The 16,097-nt window shown below is 73.0% G+C and carries 13 protein-coding genes and 1 pseudogene; 7 read left to right on the top strand and 7 right to left on the bottom strand.

The window, feature by feature from the left end:
- Positions 1 to 843 precede the first annotated feature (843 nt).
- Positions 844 to 2,625 (bottom strand): NlpC/P60 family protein, encoded by a 1,782-nt coding sequence (locus tag AB0L21_RS17575; RefSeq protein ID WP_365784896.1) that lies wholly within the window; start codon positions 2,623 to 2,625, stop codon positions 844 to 846.
- Between the two features lie 394 nt (positions 2,626 to 3,019).
- Here AB0L21_RS17575 and AB0L21_RS17580 point away from each other — a divergent pair, with 394 nt between their 5' ends.
- Together AB0L21_RS17580 and AB0L21_RS17585 are read left to right on the top strand one after the other, a co-directional pair.
- Positions 3,020 to 4,972 (top strand): DUF1996 domain-containing protein, encoded by a 1,953-nt coding sequence (locus AB0L21_RS17580; RefSeq protein ID WP_365784989.1) that lies wholly within the window; start codon positions 3,020 to 3,022, stop codon positions 4,970 to 4,972.
- Between the two features lie 92 nt (positions 4,973 to 5,064).
- The gene (locus tag AB0L21_RS17585; RefSeq protein ID WP_365784898.1) at positions 5,065 to 5,721 is read left to right on the top strand and encodes a GNAT family N-acetyltransferase; all 657 of its coding nucleotides are present in this window, start codon (positions 5,065 to 5,067) and stop codon (positions 5,719 to 5,721) included.
- On the opposite strand, the gene AB0L21_RS17590 is transcribed toward AB0L21_RS17585, so the two are convergent.
- Both AB0L21_RS17590 and AB0L21_RS17595 read right to left on the bottom strand, forming a co-directional pair.
- Positions 5,708 to 6,421 carry a lipoprotein gene (locus AB0L21_RS17590; protein ID WP_365784900.1) on the bottom strand — a complete coding sequence of 238 codons (714 nt, stop codon included), beginning with the start codon at positions 6,419 to 6,421 and terminating at the stop codon, positions 5,708 to 5,710. The genes AB0L21_RS17585 and AB0L21_RS17590 overlap by 14 nt on opposite strands.
- Positions 6,422 to 6,505: 84 nt before the next feature.
- The gene (locus AB0L21_RS17595; protein WP_365784902.1) at positions 6,506 to 7,147 is read right to left on the bottom strand and encodes a class I SAM-dependent methyltransferase; all 642 of its coding nucleotides are present in this window, start codon (positions 7,145 to 7,147) and stop codon (positions 6,506 to 6,508) included.
- A 146-nt stretch (positions 7,148 to 7,293) separates the two neighbouring features.
- Between AB0L21_RS17595 and AB0L21_RS17600 the strand changes: the two genes are divergently transcribed.
- Positions 7,294 to 7,752, top strand: coding sequence for an NAD(P)H-dependent oxidoreductase (locus AB0L21_RS17600; protein WP_365784904.1), 459 nt, complete (start codon positions 7,294 to 7,296; stop codon positions 7,750 to 7,752).
- Positions 7,753 to 8,105: 353 nt separating this feature from the next.
- Positions 8,106 to 8,258, top strand: a pseudogene (locus tag AB0L21_RS17605) (acyl-CoA desaturase); the annotation flags it as partial.
- 3 nt (positions 8,259 to 8,261) lie between these two features.
- On the opposite strand, the gene AB0L21_RS17610 reads toward AB0L21_RS17605, so the two are convergent.
- Positions 8,262 to 8,918: a GNAT family protein gene (locus tag AB0L21_RS17610; protein WP_365784906.1), complete on the bottom strand. Its 657-nt coding sequence runs from the start codon at positions 8,916 to 8,918 to the stop codon at positions 8,262 to 8,264.
- 980 nt (positions 8,919 to 9,898) lie between these two features.
- Here AB0L21_RS17610 and AB0L21_RS17615 point away from each other — a divergent pair.
- The 3 genes from AB0L21_RS17615 to AB0L21_RS17625 all read left to right on the top strand — a co-directional run bounded on the left by AB0L21_RS17615 (position 9,899) and on the right by AB0L21_RS17625 (position 12,591).
- On the top strand, positions 9,899 to 10,774 hold the full coding sequence (locus tag AB0L21_RS17615; RefSeq protein ID WP_365784908.1) for a helix-turn-helix transcriptional regulator: 876 nt from the start codon (positions 9,899 to 9,901) through the stop codon (positions 10,772 to 10,774).
- An 83-nt stretch (positions 10,775 to 10,857) separates the two neighbouring features.
- The gene (locus AB0L21_RS17620) at positions 10,858 to 11,673 is read left to right on the top strand and encodes an SAM-dependent methyltransferase (protein WP_030984463.1); all 816 of its coding nucleotides are present in this window, start codon (positions 10,858 to 10,860) and stop codon (positions 11,671 to 11,673) included.
- A gap of 417 nt (positions 11,674 to 12,090) precedes the next feature.
- Positions 12,091 to 12,591, top strand: coding sequence for a hypothetical protein (locus tag AB0L21_RS17625; protein WP_365705816.1), 501 nt, complete (start codon positions 12,091 to 12,093; stop codon positions 12,589 to 12,591).
- Between the two features lie 87 nt (positions 12,592 to 12,678).
- On the opposite strand, the gene AB0L21_RS17630 is transcribed toward AB0L21_RS17625, so the two are convergent.
- From AB0L21_RS17630 to AB0L21_RS17640, 3 genes are all read right to left on the bottom strand, one after another.
- Complete coding sequence (locus AB0L21_RS17630; protein ID WP_365784991.1) at positions 12,679 to 13,740, bottom strand: glycerophosphodiester phosphodiesterase family protein; 1,062 nt, start codon at positions 13,738 to 13,740, stop codon at positions 12,679 to 12,681.
- 84 nt (positions 13,741 to 13,824) lie between these two features.
- On the bottom strand, positions 13,825 to 14,583 hold the full coding sequence (locus AB0L21_RS17635; protein ID WP_365784910.1) for an NPP1 family protein: 759 nt from the start codon (positions 14,581 to 14,583) through the stop codon (positions 13,825 to 13,827).
- Positions 14,584 to 14,853: 270 nt separating this feature from the next.
- The gene (locus AB0L21_RS17640) at positions 14,854 to 15,999 is read right to left on the bottom strand and encodes a PP2C family protein-serine/threonine phosphatase (protein ID WP_365705820.1); all 1,146 of its coding nucleotides are present in this window, start codon (positions 15,997 to 15,999) and stop codon (positions 14,854 to 14,856) included.
- Positions 16,000 to 16,097: the final 98 nt, after the last annotated feature.

The following is a 16,097-nucleotide window of genomic DNA, read 5'->3' on the forward strand; positions in this document are numbered from 1 at the left end:
CCTAAGTCGGTACGCGGGTCCGGTCTATGACCTCATAAGCGGATCTTATGCCTTCCCTAGCGGTGCCTTATGAGCGGGGCCGGGTCAGTAGTCGGCACCAGCCGCGGGCCGCTCAGCGCCCGGGGTGTTCCAGCCGGCGCCAGACGGCTCGGCGGACGACCTCCGGGCGGGCGGCGTAGAAGTCGCGGAAGACGGCCCACGCGGTCGGGTGGACCGGCGATACCCAGGCCCAGCCTGCCCGCCTCAGCCCGCCCACCCCGGAGCACCCGTGCCCCCTCGCGTCGAAGGAACCCTCGCCGCCGGCTTCGAGGAGATCGGCGACGCCTTCACCCGGGCCCGGGCGGGACGACCCCGGCGACGTCCAGCTGTCCGACCTGCGCGCACCTGCTCGTCCAGCGCGGATTCCGGACCCCCGACGCCCCGGTGGCCACCTACGCGACGGCATCGCCAACGCCCGCTCCGGGGGCCCGCATGCCCCGCCCTGATCGGCGGGGCCGACGGCGTCCGCCTGCTGGACCCGGCGGCCGTCGAACCGCCCGCGCCCCACGGACCGACCGGCTCACCGCACCCGCCCCGCTCGACCGGCTGCCGACGTCCTCCGCCCTGCGCTTCGGCCTCGGCCACGAACTCCGCCGCGACGCCGTACCCATGCCCGGCCCCGGCTCCTTCGGCCACTCCGGTGCCGGCGGACGCCTCGGCTCGGCCCGCCCCGCACGCGCCACGGCCGTCGGCACCATGCGCACTCGCATGGCCTGGGACCTACCCCACAGTGCGCTCGATGAAGACCGTTCACTCGGCTCGCCGGGACAGTGCGGCGGGCAGCCGACGCCGAGGCCGGTCCCGTCAGGCCGGCCGGATGATCCGGTGGATCGCTGCCTCGCCGGCGCCGTAGATCGACTCCTCACGGATGGACGAGCCCGGGCCGGGGGCGTGGACCATGTTCCCGTCGCCGACGTACAGGCCCACATGCCGGTCGTCCTCGAAGAAGAGGACGAGGTCGCCGGGTTCGAGCCCGGCCGTCGTGAGCGGCGTTCCGGCCAGCGCCTGCTCGTGCGCGGCGCGCGGCAGCGTGACACCGGCCGCCTTCCACGCGGCCTGGGTGAGGCTGGAGCAGTCGTAGGAGTCCGGCCCGGTCGCACCCCACACACACGGCTTCCCGAGCTGCGCCCGAGCGAAGGCGATGGCCTTGGCGGCACGGAGAGCACGAGGCGACTCGACGGGGGCGGACGCGGGCAGGGGGAGGGAGAAGGAGCCGGTGTCGGTCACCGGAGCGGTGATGCCGGCCGGCAGGGCGCCTGCCATCGGCGCTGCCGACAGGACGGGTTCCGCGCCCTGTTGCTGCCACTGGACCGTCGAGGTCATGGCGGGTTGCGCCATCTGCTGCGCCCCGGCCGACCGGTCGGGGAGTACCGGTGCCGGCTGAACGGTGGTGTCCGGCAAGCCGAGTCGGGCGGTGCGCCCGGACAGCAGGTCACGTGCTGTGTCGAGCTTGCGCCGAAGGCCGGCCTTGGAGGCAGTGGGGGACAGGCGAACGAATCCGGCGGAGCCGGGGAGTGTCCGGGGCAGTCGAACCGCCGCCCGCTGAACGGCGGGCTGTGCGGCGACCGGCAGGACGGCAGGGCTCACCGGTTCTGCCGTGTCCCAACCGGCCGGTTCTGCCGTGTCCCAGCCAGCCGGTGCTGCCGTGTCCCAACCGGCCGGTTCTGCCGTGCTCCAGCCGGCCGGTTCTGCCGTGTTCCAGCCGGCCGGTTCTGCCGTGTTCCAGCCGGCCGTGTCCAGGGTATCGCCGCTCAACTCCAGCACAGCGCCTGGAAGTTCGCTGCTGCTCGCGGCATCGACCAGCGCCGCCCGGCCGGTCTCCGGAGCCGGCAGGGAACCGACCGACGGGGAACCGGCCGACGGGGAACCGGTCGGCGGGGAACCGACCGACGGGGAACCGGTCGGCAGGGAATCGACCGGCAGGGACCCGGTCGGCAGAGACGCCGTCTGCGTCTGCAGGGACCCGGTCGGCAGGAAGCCCGTCCGCGAGGACCCTGCCTGCACGGACCCCGTCGGCAGGGACCCGCTCGTCGGGTCCGTCGCCGAGCCCGTCGTCAGTTCGGCGACTGCCTGCCCGGTGCCCGGTTCCAGGGCGGCGGGCCGCTGTTCGGGCCGGCCGCCCATCCCCAGCGCCCGCCGCTCACCGCCCGGAAGAGCGCGGGTCCCTCCGCCGCCCGGGAGCCCAGGCAGACCAAGGGCCTCGCTGCCACCGCTCGGGAGACCGAGGGGCTCACTGCCGCCACCCGGCAGGGCGCGGACCTCCCGCTCACCCCCCGGAAGCGGAAGCCTCTCCATCCGCTCTCGCGAACGCGCCGGCGCGGCAGGCCTGTCGGGCAGCCGGTCGGCGGGCAGTACGGCGGGGACGGTCGGGCCGAGACTGGCGCGCACCGCGTCGAACCACTGCCGGGCGACCTCGTCCAGTGCCGGATCCGGACGCCGGCCGGCCCGCTTGGCCAGCGGGACGCCGCGTGAACGCGTCCGGGCGGCCATGGCCCGGGTCGCGTTGAAGTTACCGGTGTCGTTCTCCGCCTGGTCGTAGAGGGATGCGATCCGCTGTCGCACCTCGTCGCGGCTCTCCGGCGCCATGGAAGACGTGCTCCTTCCTTGCCCCGTGGGGCAGTTGGGCGGCTCGCCGGGGCAAGAGCCGGGCGGCGGCCTCGCGTCAACCTAGCCAACGTGTGTACCTCGTGTGAAGGTTGAGGTGTGAAATGTCCGATACATATTCGTGATGTTCGCGACGGCGTTCGACGGGGAAGAGGTGGCGACCATGGTTTCCTGTGAGGTCCCGGTGAATTCGTGATTCTGTTGAACACGGTGGCTCCGCCCGCCGTATGAAGCCGGGGAACTCCATGCCCGACCGCCGGCCACACCCACCGGCGGTCCGACCACCGGCGATCACACACAGGGGACGACCTTGGTACGCAACAGGCGCAGACGCCCGACCGGCGCACGACGCGCGACCCTCGCCGCGGTGGCCCTGATGCTCGGCGGAGCCGGGCTCGTCGGGGCGAACGTCTACGCCTCGGCCACCGAGGGCTGGGACGACGGATCCGGTACGGACGCCTCCGGACGCGTCCTGTCCTCGGGCATGGCGACCATCGACTGTCCCGACGTCGGCAGCCGGCTGACGGCCGTGCCGGACGCGGCCCGGCCCGACGTCGACCGCGAACTCGCCGTGCTGGACCAGCAGATCGCGGCGGCGTACCAGCAGGTGCAGCAGGCGGCACGGGCCGGCGGCCAGGACACCGGCTCCACCGAGGAAACGATCGTGAAGCCCCTGGAGGAGCAGCGGTCGGAGTCCATCGGACGGATCGCGGACGCCATCGACCGGGCGGGGGAGCGCCCGCAGGGCCTGGACGACCTGGCCGCCTGCACCCTGCGCCCCGGCGACAACGGTCAGGCCACCAGGACCTCGGACGACGACGGCCGGCAGGGCGGCACCGGCCAGGGGCAGGACGGTGCCGGCGCGGACCAAGGCGGCAGCGGCCAAGGACAGAACGGCAGCGGTCAGGGACAGAGCGGCAACGGTCAAGGGCAGAGCGGTGCCGGTCAGGGCGGCAACGGGCCCGTCGTCTCCGACTATGCGGACATCACCGCCGTACCACCCGACGCGTCCGTCCCGCCGCCGCAGGCCGACGCCTCGCGCGGCAAATTCACCTCCGACTGCGGGGTCAACGCGGGCGGCCTGTTCAACTCGGACAACGTCATCGTCGCCCCCGGCGTCTCCAACGGCGCCCACCACTTCCACGACTACATCGGCAACCAGGGCAACAACGCCTTCGCGAGCGACGAGGACCTGGCCAAGGCCGGCACGAGCTGCGCGGACCAGGGCGACAAGTCGTCGTACTACTGGCCGGTGCTGCGCCTGCAGAACGGCACGCAGGAGCGGGACGCCGGAGCCCCGGGCGGCGGTACGGAGGGCAACGCCGGCCAGATCGTGACGCCCGAGCAGGTCACGCTGACCTTCGTCGGAAACCCGCGCGGCAAGGTCACCGCCATGCCGCGCCTGCTGCGCATCATCACCGGTGACGCCAAGGCCTTCGTCAACGGCCCCGGCAACGCCAACGCGTCGTGGAGCTGTACCGGTTACGAGGACCGGCAGCTGAAGGACAAGTACCCGCTGTGCCCGCCGGGCAGCGACGTGGTGCGCACCTTCCGCTTCCAGAGCTGCTGGGACGGCCGCAACATCGACAGCGCCAACCACCGCACCCACGTGGCCTTCACGGCCGCCGACGGCTCCTGCCCGGCGGGCTTCCAGCCCATTCCGCAGCTGGTGCAGCGCATCGTCTACGACGTCGACGCGCCGAGCCTCGCGGACGGCGGCCGTACCGTCCCGCTGTTCGCGGTGGACTCCTTCCCCGAGCAGCTGCACAAGCCCGTCACCGACCACGGCGACTTCATCAACGTCTTCGACGAGAACCTGATGCGCGAGATGGTCGACTGCATCAACTCCGGCCGCACCTGCGGTTCCTCCGCCGACGACGACTCCGCTACGACGCCTACGCCTACGCCTACGGCGAGTACGAGTGCCACGGCGGCGCCGGGTGACGGCTCCGCCGAGGAGAACGGCGGGAGCGTCGCCTCCCCGCCCGCGCCGTCGGCGTCCCGAACCGGTGAGGCGCCACGGCACGACGCGACGACGTCGCCCGCCCGCACCACCAAGCACGACGCGGACGACAAGGCGGCCCCTGCCGTGTCCGCCGAACCAGGATCCACGCCGGCGCGTTCGGCGCCGGCCCCGTCCGCCGCAGCGCCGGGCCAGGCCGCCACCGCCGCCGCGTACGCCCCGTCGCCGGCCGCGCGGACCGAACCCCGGGCGAGCCAGGGCGGTCTGGCGGAGACGGGCGCCCATCTGTGGCCCGCGGCCATCGGCACGCTGCTCGCGATGTCGGGCCTGTTCATGCTGCTCCGGGCCAGGCGCATGCGCTACTGACCGTCCGCGGACGACGGCGGCCACCCTTCGAGGTGGTCGCCGCCGGGCGCCTGCACCTTGTGGGAGCGCTCCCAAAGGGTGACGATAGGGCCATGCCGTCCCTCGATCCGAACGCGCTGATCCGGCCCTACCGTTCCGCCGACCGTGACGCCGTGGCCGACGTCTGCGTCCGTACCGCGCACAACGGGGGCGACTCCCGGGCCCTCTACCCCGACCAGCGCCTGATGCCGTCGCTCTTCGCCGAGCCGTACTGCCACTTCGACCCGGACCTCGCCTTCGTGCTGGACGACGGCACGGGCCGGGCCGTGGGATACATCGTCGGTACTGCGGACACCGAGCGCTTCGTGAAGGACTTCCGGCGGAGCTGGATCCCCCGGCTGGCCCACCGCTATCCGGAGCCCGCCGCGCCGCCCCGCACGCCCACCGAGGAGATGATCCGCCTCCTGCACCACCCGGAGCGGATGCTCGTCCCCGAACTCGCCGCCTACCCCGCCCATCTGCACATCGACCTGCTGCCGCCCTGGCAGGGGCAGGGCCACGGCCGCCGCCTGATGCACACGTTCCTGGACGCCCTGCGCGGACAGGGCGTCCAGGCGGTCCACCTCGGCATGGTCACCGTCAACACCGCAGCCCGCGCCTTCTACGACCGGGTCGGTTTCCACGAGATACCGGTCGCAGACGCGGGCCCTCTCACCTACTTGGGCCGGGCCACTGCCCGGGAGCGGGCGGCGGACCTCAGCCGAGCCTGAGCGTCTGCTTGGCGAGGTCGTACGCGGGACGCATCTCCTCGTGCTCCTCGGTGTCCATGCCCCCGAGGTGCAGCACGACCGGGCCGTCGGGCGTGCTGACCGCGAAGGCGCTCTCCTTCTTCGTCTCGTCCAGCAGCTTGCTCGTGTAGAGGTACTCCACTTCCACCGCGAAGACGCCGCCGCCGGTCTTGAAGGAGTGGTACGTCGCCTTGCTGACGTTGTCCTCGGCGGCGACGAACGCGCGCAGCACACCGCCCGCGTCCGCGTCGCCGGCCTTCCCCTTCCATACGCGCAGGAAGCCGATGTTGCCGGCCGGCTTGGCGTCGACCTCACAGGCGGCGGTGACCGGTCCCTGCCGGAGGAAGGCGTCGGCGAGCGCCCCGCTGAGGTCGCCGTCCTCGCCGTTCGAGGCCTTGGCCAACTCCTTGTCGGCATCGACCGACTTGGCCTTCCAGTGCTTGGCGATGTCGAAGGTGACGGGCAGTTCGCAGGCCGAACCGGCCGCGCCGATCGTGCCGCCGCGGGCCGCTGCCGTACCCTTCGCGCCCGTGGCCCCGGCCGCCGCGCCCTTCGCGCTCGCCGACGCGCTCGCGGACTTCTTCCCGTCGCCGTCCGCCGACTCCGCGCACCCGCCGAGCACCGCGGCGAGCGCCGCCGCCACGGCGATGCGGGCTCCGACGGTCCCCACCCCGACCTGCACTGTTGCCTCCCCTTCGGTTCGGAGCCGCCACTGTAACCGAGGGCACCGACAACGCCGACCGCGATGCCGCTCGCCGGCTGCGCCTCAGCCGGCCTCGCGCACACAGTGCAGGAAGAGCTGCGGCTCGGGCCCTGCCTCGGGGCCGCTCGGCGTGAACACGGTCTGCTCCTCGGCCAGGACCGTCAGGCCCGCGCCGCAGGCCAGTGCGGTGAACGCCTCGGCGGTGAAGCTCGTCACCCGTACCGGCTGCCCCATGAAGACAGCCTCGGTGTCCTCCAGGTCCAGCGGCACGGTGGCCAGCGCGACGAAGCCGCCGGGCCGTACCGCGCGGGCCAGCTTCGCCACGACGGCCGCCTGTTCGGCGCGGGACATCTGCAGCAGCGAGAAGTACGCGCACGCGGCGTCGAACGAGGCCTGTGGCAACGGCGTCTCCCGGATGTCGGCGAGCCGGAACTCGGCCCCCGGCACCTGCCGCGCGGCCAGGTCGACCATGACCGGTGAGATGTCGATGCCCAGCACACGGTGTCCGGCCTCGGTCAGCGTCTGCGCGGTCGGGCGGCCCGTCCCGCTGCCCACGTCCAGCACCCTGCTGCCCGGTGCCAGCCGCCGCACCAGCCAGCGCAGCGACGCCCGGTGCGGTGCGGAGTCGGCGAACGCCTGCTCGTAGGTGAGCCCCAGCGCGTCGAACACCACGGCGGCCTGTGCCCTGCGGTCCTCGTCGACCACGACTGATCCTCCTGTCTCGGCCCGGCCGCGCGTCCCGTCCCCGGCAAGCCGGCCGCGTGGCCTTGCACTGCGCCTGCAAGCGCGCCTGGAAAGTCGCTGAAGCCACCGTTTGCGAGGGACGGTACGCAAACGGCAGGGTGCCGGATGTGCCTACCCTGCTGATCATCCATCACACCCCCTCACCGAACTGCCAGGCCCTGTTCGAGGCGGTCGTGTCGGGAGCCACCACACCCGAGATCGAGGGCGTGCGCGTCGTACGCCGGGCGGCCCTGTCGGCCACCGCCTCCGACGTGCTCGAAGCCGACGGCTACCTGCTCGGCACGCCCGCCAACCTCGGCTACATGTCCGGCGCCCTCAAGCACTTCTTCGACCAGATCTACTATCCCTGCCTGGACGAGACCCGGGGCCGCCCCTTCGGCTTCTACGTCCACGGCGGCAACGACGTCACCGGTGCCGTCCGCGCCATCGAGACCGTCACCACCGGCCTCGGCTGGCGCCGGGCGGCCGAGCCGGTGACCGTCACCGGCGAGCCGGGCAGAGCCGACATCCAGGCGTGCTGGGAGCTGGGGGCCACGGTGGCGGCGGGTCTGATGCCCGGCGCCTGAGCCGCCCCGCCGTCCGCTGTGCGGTCACGTGAGCGCCGGTGCCCGTCGCGCGGGCACCGGCGTGATCTCGGTACGGTTGTGCCGCGCTGACCGGCGTGGACCGAAACCCGCCCGCGGGCACCGTTCGCCGGACCACCGCGCCGGCTCGGCGTCGACGCGGCCCGACCCCTGTTCGTCGTGCCATGCCCACAGTTCGTTTCCATCGCAGCGACGGCGCCGTCGTGCCGCGCTGAGCACCTCCAGCCACCGCCTCGCGGAGCACGCCGGATGCGGGAACGGCCCTCGCCCCAGCGGGAACAGCTCGGCCACCTTCTCCGGCACCCACCGGCCGGTGGACACCGCAGCGTAAACACCCCACCAGCGCCCGGCACGGCGTGCTCACCGGCCGGCTCGACGCCGGCGCCCGGCTGATCCGCCGGTTCGAACGCCTCGGCTGGGCCTACGACGTACCGTGGCCGGACCCGGACCCTGACCGGGTGACCGGGCGCCGCCGGGACGCCCCCTGACGGTCAGCGGCAGCGCACGGGTGTCCCGGTGTCGTGGCGGTGCCAGACGGCGTCGACCACGCGTCCGTCGGGCAGGGTGTGCCGGCGCGGGCCCTGGTCGGGGACGAGGCCCGCGCGGGTCAGGGCGCGCCGGCTCGCGGTGTTCCCGTCCTCTGCCCCGGCCCGGACCGTGGCCAGTCCGAGGTGGGTGTGGGCCAGCTCCAGGCCCGCGCGGAACAGCTCCGCGCCCAGGCCCTGGCCACGGCAGCCCGGGGCCAGCCAGCCACCCATCTCACCCGCCCGGTGCTGTAGTTCGAGGGCACCGGCGTAACTGAGGTCGGACCGGCGCACGCAGACCAGCAGGAGCGGGTCGTCCGGGCCGGGTGTGAAGGGTTCCGCCAACTGGTGCGGGATCCGTCGGCCGTCCTCCCCGGCGGGCCGCCAGGCCAGCAGGGCCCGGCGGACGGCGGGATCGGGCAGCACCTCGTCCGCCTGGGTGCCGAGCCACCGCTGCGCCTCCGCGTCCGCGCTCGCGGCGAGCGCCGCCGCCACGTCCAGGCGGGTGCGCGGGGTGAACAGCAACAGCCGTTCGGTGCCCAGCACATGCCGCCCGGGCGCACACCGCCCCGGGACCGGAAGCCCCGGCGCGATCCGGTTCCGGCGGAACAGCGACCAGCCCATGAGACCCCCGGCACGACAGCACACACGGCAGACACGGCACCGACGCGCCGAGAGTACGGACGCTCCGCACCGGCGGCGAATCTAGCGGGTCGCGGCGGGATGCCGTAGCGCTGCCGGGTGTGGGCGGAAGGGTGCTGCCGGAGAGTGCCGGGAGTCTCCTCGGATGCCGGAACGGGACTGCCGGGGCGGACGGGGCCGTGCAGCGGGTTGCTGCCCGGGTCAGTCGGCCTGTTCCTGGGAGCCGGGCTTGGGGCGGGTGCGGGTCCAGGACGGGTCGGCGGCCGGGGTGGGGGTGGTGGTGTGGTGCATGACTGTCCTTCGGACGGGTGGGGGATGGTCCGGGGGCGGTGTGGTGAGTCGTGCGCGGGGTTGTTCAGCCGACGGCCGGCAGACCGCCCGCGTCACGGCGGGCGGTACCCGCGGTCACGAGCACGTACGCCAGGCCTTCGGCCGGGGCGGGACGTGTGGCCCCGGAGGCGAGGTGGTCGGGGCCGTGGGGCCCAGGGAGTCGACCGGGGTGCTCGCCTCCGGGTGGTTCAGGGGGGCGCCGGGTGGGGCCGGCAGCCGGTGCGGCGCGGTCGCCGACGAGAACAACGGCCGTTGCCGCACGGCGAGTCGTCTGTCCTGGTCGGTCGGTCGAGGGAGCCGTCGGTGGAGGGAGGGCAGCGCCATCGCCGTGCGCCTTTCGTCCGGCCTCTCGGGTGAGGGTGCGGGCGTCGGCCGGCCGCTCGGGCAGCAGACGTCCCACCGCCTGCGGCAGGCCGTGGTGGCGGCCTGTCTCCCCCGAGCCGGCCGCGCCGCCTGCTCCATGGGTCGGCCGGAGCAGTGAGTCCACTCTGGCATTCCCCAACCACGCTCCGCAACCGACAAGTTGAAATTTGCAGCTGGCGAAGTGCATGCTGCATTCGCCGGAACGTGATCGAATGGGCGGGCACACGGATCGCGTGCGAGGGTGTCCGGGAGCTGACGAGGGGGTGGGCGTGACCGCGGAGAGCGACTGGGGCGGCGCCCCGTCCGTGCTGCGCATGATCCTCGGCAGACGACTGGAGGAACTGCGCACCCGGGCCGGCCTCGGCTACGCCGAGGCGGGCGCCGCCATCGGGGTCAGCCACTCCACGATCCGCCGCATGGAGGCCGCCAAGGTGTCCCGGCTGCGGCTCGCGGACGCCGAGAAACTCCTCCAGGTCTACGGCGTCACCGACCAGCAGGAGATCGACACCTTCCTGCAGTCCGTGCGTGAGGCCAACAAGCGCGGCTGGTGGCACGCGTACCGCGATGTCATGCCCGGCTGGTTCTCTGCCTACCTCAGCCTGGAACAGGCGGCCCTGCAGATTCGCGCGTACGAGAACCAGTTCGTGCACGGGCTGCTGCAGACCGAGGAGTACGCCCGCGCCCTGCTCACCGCGACCGGTCCGCACGCCTCCGCCGAGGCCATCGAACGCCGCGTCGCCCTGCGCATGCGCCGCCAGGAACTGCTGACCAGGGCCACGCCGCCACGGCTGTGGGTGGTGATGGACGAGACCGTGCTGCGCTGGCCGGTCGGCGGCGCCGACGTGATGCGCGCGCAGATCGACCACCTCATCGAGGTCAACCGGCTGCCCCAGGTCACCGTGCAGCTCATGCCGTTCGCCAACGGCCCGCACCCCGCCCTGTCGGCCGGCGCCTTCCACCTCTTCCGGTTCCGGGCCCGGGAACTGCCCGACATCGCCTATCTCAGCGGCCTCGTCGGGGCCGTCTACCTCGACAAGGCCGACGAGGTCGTGGTCTACCGGGAGGCCCTGGACCGGCTGAGCGCCCAGGCCGCGTCCGCCAGGAAGACCGAAACCCTGCTCGCCACGCTGCGCAAGGAGTTGTGACCCGCCCCCCACCTGCCCGCCCCGCCCTGGTACCTGCTGACGCGAAGCCCCGAGCCCCACCCGACCGAATGGGAGACACGGCGTTGCCCGACAACGGATGGCCGGCCGACCGGATCGACACCGAGAACGCCCACTCCGCCCGCATCTACGACTACATACTCGGCGGCAAGGACTACTACCCCGCCGACAAGGAGGCGGGCGACGCCATGTCCCGGGAGTGGCCCGCGCTCCCGGTGCACATGCGGGCCAACCGCGACTTCATGAACCGTGCCGTGCGCTGGCTCGCCGAGGAGGCGGGCATGCGCCAGTTCCTGGACATCGGCACCGGCATCCCGACCTCGCCCAACCTGCACGAGATCGCCCAGGCCGTGGCCCCCGAGTCCCGCGTCGTCTACGTCGACAACGACCCGATCGTGCTCACCCTCTCCCAGGGCCTGCTGGCCAGCGCCCCCGAGGGCCGGACCGCGTACATCGAGGCCGACTTCCGTGACCCGGCGGCCATCCTGGACGCCCCCGAACTGCGCGAGACCCTCGACCTGAGCCGGCCCGTCGCCCTCACCGTCATCGCGATCGTCCACTTCATGCTGGACGCGGACGACGCGGTCGGCGTCGTACGGCGGCTGCTGGAGCCGCTGCCGTCCGGCAGCCACCTGGCGATGTCCATCGGCACCGCCGAGTTCGCGCCCGAGGAGGTGGGCCGGGTCGCCCGCGAGTACGCGGCCCGCAACATGCCGATGCGGCTGCGCACCCTGGACGAGGCCCACGAGTTCTTCACGGGCCTGGACCTGGTCGAGCCCGGCATCGTCCAGGTGCACAAGTGGCACCCCGACGGCAGCGGCGAACAGGGCATCCGGGACGAGGACATCGCGATGTACGGCGCGGTCGCCCGCAAGCCGTGACAGACCCGGGGCCGGGGTCCGACCCACCTCCCGGACCTCGGCCCCGCCTTCCCGTACACCACCCGCGTCACCCGGCACGCGGAGGCGCCGCCGCACGCCGTCCTCCGGGCCCTCACCGACCCCGAGGCGGTCACGGCGTGGCTGGTCCCGGCCGGCACGCCCGGCGGGCGCACGGAACCTACCGGGGCCACTTCGCCCGGCTCGCGCCCGGCGCCCTGGTCGTCGGGGTCGTCGCCGTCGAGACCGGCGACGACGCGCTGCGCTGCACGAGCGGCCGGCGGCGGCACCGGACCGGCCCGCGCCGGAATGACCGAAAAGAGAGGAGCGGAAGCGGAACCAGGGCCCGGGAAACGCGGTCTTAGGATCCGTCGACGGCCGGATCGGACCGGTCGCGAAGAAACCGGGGGAACGGGACACATGTCCATGCGCAACCGCAAGACCCTCCTCACCGCCGCGGCCCTCACGGCCGGCCTCACCCTGGCCGCCGTCACGCCCGCCCTGGCGGGGGCCTCCGCGAGCGGCACGACCCGTGCCGCCGCCGTGTCGTCCGCGCAGGGCGACCCGCGGAACGTCACCCAGCACGTGGCCGACTTCTACGGCGCCTACATCGACGCCGTCTGGGCCACCGACGACCCCACCGCCGCGGCCGGTGCCAAGGCGCTGCGCGGCTTCTACCTCTCCGCCGCCGCGCAGAAGAAGGTCGCCGCCTACGAGAAGAAGGAACACGCCGACGGCATCCTGTTCGCGCAGAACGTGCCGGTGAAGTGGAAGGTGGCCTACACCGGCTCGGGCGCCGGTCACGCCACGAGCAGGGTCACGCTCACCTGGGGCGACGGGCCGCACCCGCAGGTCAGCCGGATCGACGTCCAGTCCGATCTGAAGACCTTGAAGATCACCGACCTGAAGCCGGCCGGCTGACCGGGGCACCGGGCGCGGGTCCCGCCCCGCCCCATTCGGAGCGGGGCTCGCGCCCGCCGGGCCGGTCGGAGGTGTGCCGCGGGCCGGTCAGGCGCGGTTGCCCGGATGGTAGGAACGCGGCAGCCGCATGCCGCGGTCGGCCATGATCTGCCGTACGCGGTCGGGGTAGTCGGTGATGATCCCGTCGACGCCCATGTCCATCAGGGCCTCCACGGTCGCCGGGTCGTCACAGGTCCACGGCACCACCTTGAGCCCCCGGGCGTGCGCCTTCGCGACCATCGCCGCGTCGGAGTAGAACCGGAACCCGGGGTCGCCGACCTTGCCGGACTGCGGGAAGCCGTAGTTGGGGGAGAGGGTCGTCACCCCGGGCAGGGTCGCGGCGGCCCGGACGAAGTCCCCGCCGTAGTCGTCCGCGTCGATCCCGCCCAGCCACGGGGACGCGCCGGGCTTGCCGACCTGGAGGAAGTCGTAGTTGGTCAGCGCCACCAGCGGCCACCTGGGCGCCAGCCGGTGCATCACCTTCAGCGCGCCCCAGTCGAAGGACTGGATGGTGACCTGGCGCTCGATGCCGGAGCGGTGGATCTCCTCGTACACCCGGCGGACGAACACCTCGCGCGGCGCGGTCTGTTCGGGCGCGCCCGCCTCCACCTTGGTCTCGATGTTCAGCCTCACGCCCCAGGCGCGGTAGCTCTCGACCAGGTGCAGGACGTCCTTCAGCTCCACCATCCGGAAGCCCTTGACCACCTCCTGCTCGGGGAAGCCGGGCAGCTGCTGGTATCCGCAGTCCAGCGTCCTGATCTGAGCCAGGGTCAGATCCTTGATGTACCTGCCGACGTAGGGGTAGGCCGGATCGCCGGGCGTGACCGGGCCGGTGTCCCTGCACTTCACGCCGCTGATCTGCCGGTCGTGGTTGACGACCACCTTCAGGTCCCTGGTGACCTGGGTGTCCAGCTCCAGCGTGGACACCCCGAGCCGCATCGCCTTGCCGAAGCCCTCCAGCGACTCCTCGGTCGTCAGGCCGAGGCCGCCGCGGTGTGCCTGGAGGTCGAAGCGGGCCTTCGCCGGACCGCCCGGTGCCGCGTGAGCGGCCACCGGGGACAACACCGCCGGCACCAGGACCAGGCCCGCGAGCAGGCGTCGTAGGGGCAGGGGCCGTAGGAACGGCCGGCGCGGGGACTTACGTACGGACATCGGGAACCTCACTCGGATCGAGGCAGGCGCGGGTGTCCGGCGTCAGGCGTTGGGGTCGAAGGGGATGCCCGACGGCATGGAGTGCGCCAGCGCGTACGAGAAGTCGCCGTCCTTGATCTTGATGGTGGCCGCCCCGAAGTCCGCGCTCAGCAGCTTCTCGCGGTAGCCCGCCGGATAGCCGTTCCAGCCGACCAGCCGCGGGTAGAACCAGCCGCCCGTCACGTTCTCCGGCGGTTCGTCGTTGGTGTTGGCGAACCGGAAGCAGTGGGTGGAGACGCCGTCCTTGTGGTAGACGATCTTCGGGTGGGTGCCGTCGAAGCGCACCGAGGAGCGGTCCGCCACCTGGTAGCCGGAGTGCTGGGACACCGAGACGTACTGGACGGTGTTGTCCTTGATCCACACCACGACGTGCTCCCAGTCGTGGGTGTGTCCGATGGCGGCGGGCCCGAGGGTCGCCTGGTCCTTCTCGAAATAGCTGGCGTACATCACCGCGCACCAGCCGTTGTTGCACTTCTCGCGCGAGTAGGTGTTGGCGTTGGCGAGCTGTGCGTAGTCGTGGCAGTGGCCGTTGACGTCGCCGCCCAGCTTCAGGCCGGGGTTGATGGTGCCGTCGCTGCCGATGGCGGCGGTGGCGTAACAGCCGTCGCCGTCGTAGTCGTAGGCGGGGGAGAAGGTCTGTTCCAGGCCGTCGGCGTTCTGCGGCAGCAGCTGCAGGACGCCGGCGGCGGCGGTGCCGGGCGAGGTGAGGACGAGGGCGAGCGCGCCGAGGGCGGCGGCGAGCGCGGAGGTCAACTGACGCACGTGGGCTCCCTGTTGTCGAGGCGCCGCAGATTCTCGCAACGCCTCGGCGGCAGGGGCCACCCTCCGAACTGAACTTTGTCACAAGGCCTGTTGAACGTGGCGGCCGAAGCCACCCGAGTGGGTGCCGTCGTACCGCTGTCCCCCGGAAGTCAGGCGTTCGCCCTGGTTCCGGCCGTAGGACGCCGGCCGGCCGATGCCCGGCCGGCCGCGGGCCGGCGGCCCCCGGCCGTCCTCGGGATCGTCCGCCGGCCAGGCGTCACCGCCGGGCGCTCACCCGTGGCGGGCGATCTCGCCGCGGCCGTGGTGGCGGCGGCGCTCGACGGGGGTGCGGTGCACCGCGATGAGCGCGGCGTCGTCGCCGAGCCGGCCGCCGGCGTGGGCGAGCAGATCGCGCCGCAGGTGGTGCATCAGCGCCTCGGGGCTGTCCTCGGTCCACCGCGTGACCCGGTCGGCCAGCGGATAGAACCGACCGTGCTCGTCCCGGGCCTCCATGACCCCGTCCGTGTACAGCAGCAGCGTGTCGCCCGGCTCGAAGGAGAACACGTCCAGGGTGTGCTCGGCGCCCGCGTGCACCCCGAGCGGCGGCGACGGGTGCAGACTCGGGACGGTCACGACGTGACCGGGGCTCAGCAGCAGCGGCGGCGGATGACCGCAACTGGTCATCCGGGTGACCGGGTCGCGGTCCGGGATCTCCACGAGCAGGGCGGTGGCGAACCGCTCGCCCTCCTCCTCCGGAGTCTCCAGATCGGCCGCGTAGCGGGTGACGCTCTGGTCCAGCCGGGTCGCCAGCTCGGCCAGCGGGATGTGCCGGTGGGCGCTCTCCCGGAACGATCCGAGCAGCAGCGCGGCCTCGCCGATGGCGGGCAGCCCCTTGCCGCGGACGTCACCGATGAGGAGGCGCACCGAGCCGTCGCACACGGTCGCCGCGTAGAGATCGCCGCCGATCTGGGCCTCGTCCTCCGCGGCCAGGTACAGCGAAGCGATCCGCAGCGGGCCGATCTGCTCGGGCAACGGCCACATCAGGACGTGCTGCGCGGCCTCGGCGACCGTGCGGACCTGGGCCAGCTGGGCCTGCCGGCGCTCGCGCAGGGCGCTGTAGAGCACGGTGAGCACCACGAGGATCGCGAGGGTGATGAGCTGCACGATGTGATTGGTGGTGCCGAGCCCGCCGCGGTGCACGCCGATGAGGAGCTGGGCGGCCACCGCCAGTGCCCCGATGCCCGCCGTCGCCCGGGGGCCGGCGAAAGAGGGCGTGAGCGCGGGCGCGATCACCAGGGCCGGCCCGAGATGGATGTCCCACGGCAGCCACAGGTCCACCACCGTGATCACCACGATGAGCACGACCGGGAGCACCAGCAGCGCGTGGACCGACTGCCACGGCTGCCGGAGGCGGACGCGCGCGGCCCCGGACGCCATGCCTACCAGCGTGCTCCCGGCCCGGTCGACCGGCCACTCGCTGGGGGCTGCTGCCTCAGGCCACTGCGGTCGCCGCCCAGCCGGCCGTCGGCCTCGGA

The organism is Streptomyces sp. NPDC052721, from assembly GCF_040678315.1.
In the GTDB taxonomy this organism is placed as follows: domain Bacteria; phylum Actinomycetota; class Actinomycetes; order Streptomycetales; family Streptomycetaceae; genus Streptomyces.

Excerpts from the sequence above, each read along its gene's own strand:
- AB0L21_RS17575 (WP_365784896.1), bottom strand. The coding sequence starts at position 2,625 with ATGGCGCCGGAGAGCCGCGACGAGGTGCGACAGCGGATCGCATCCCTC.
- AB0L21_RS17580 (WP_365784989.1), top strand. The coding sequence starts at position 3,020 with ATGCTCGGCGGAGCCGGGCTCGTCGGGGCGAACGTCTACGCCTCGGCC.
- AB0L21_RS17585 (WP_365784898.1), top strand. The coding sequence starts at position 5,065 with ATGCCGTCCCTCGATCCGAACGCGCTGATCCGGCCCTACCGTTCCGCC.
- AB0L21_RS17610 (WP_365784906.1), bottom strand. The coding sequence starts at position 8,918 with ATGGGCTGGTCGCTGTTCCGCCGGAACCGGATCGCGCCGGGGCTTCCG.
- AB0L21_RS17625 (WP_365705816.1), top strand. The coding sequence starts at position 12,091 with ATGTCCATGCGCAACCGCAAGACCCTCCTCACCGCCGCGGCCCTCACG.
- AB0L21_RS17640 (WP_365705820.1), bottom strand. The coding sequence starts at position 15,999 with ATGGCGTCCGGGGCCGCGCGCGTCCGCCTCCGGCAGCCGTGGCAGTCG.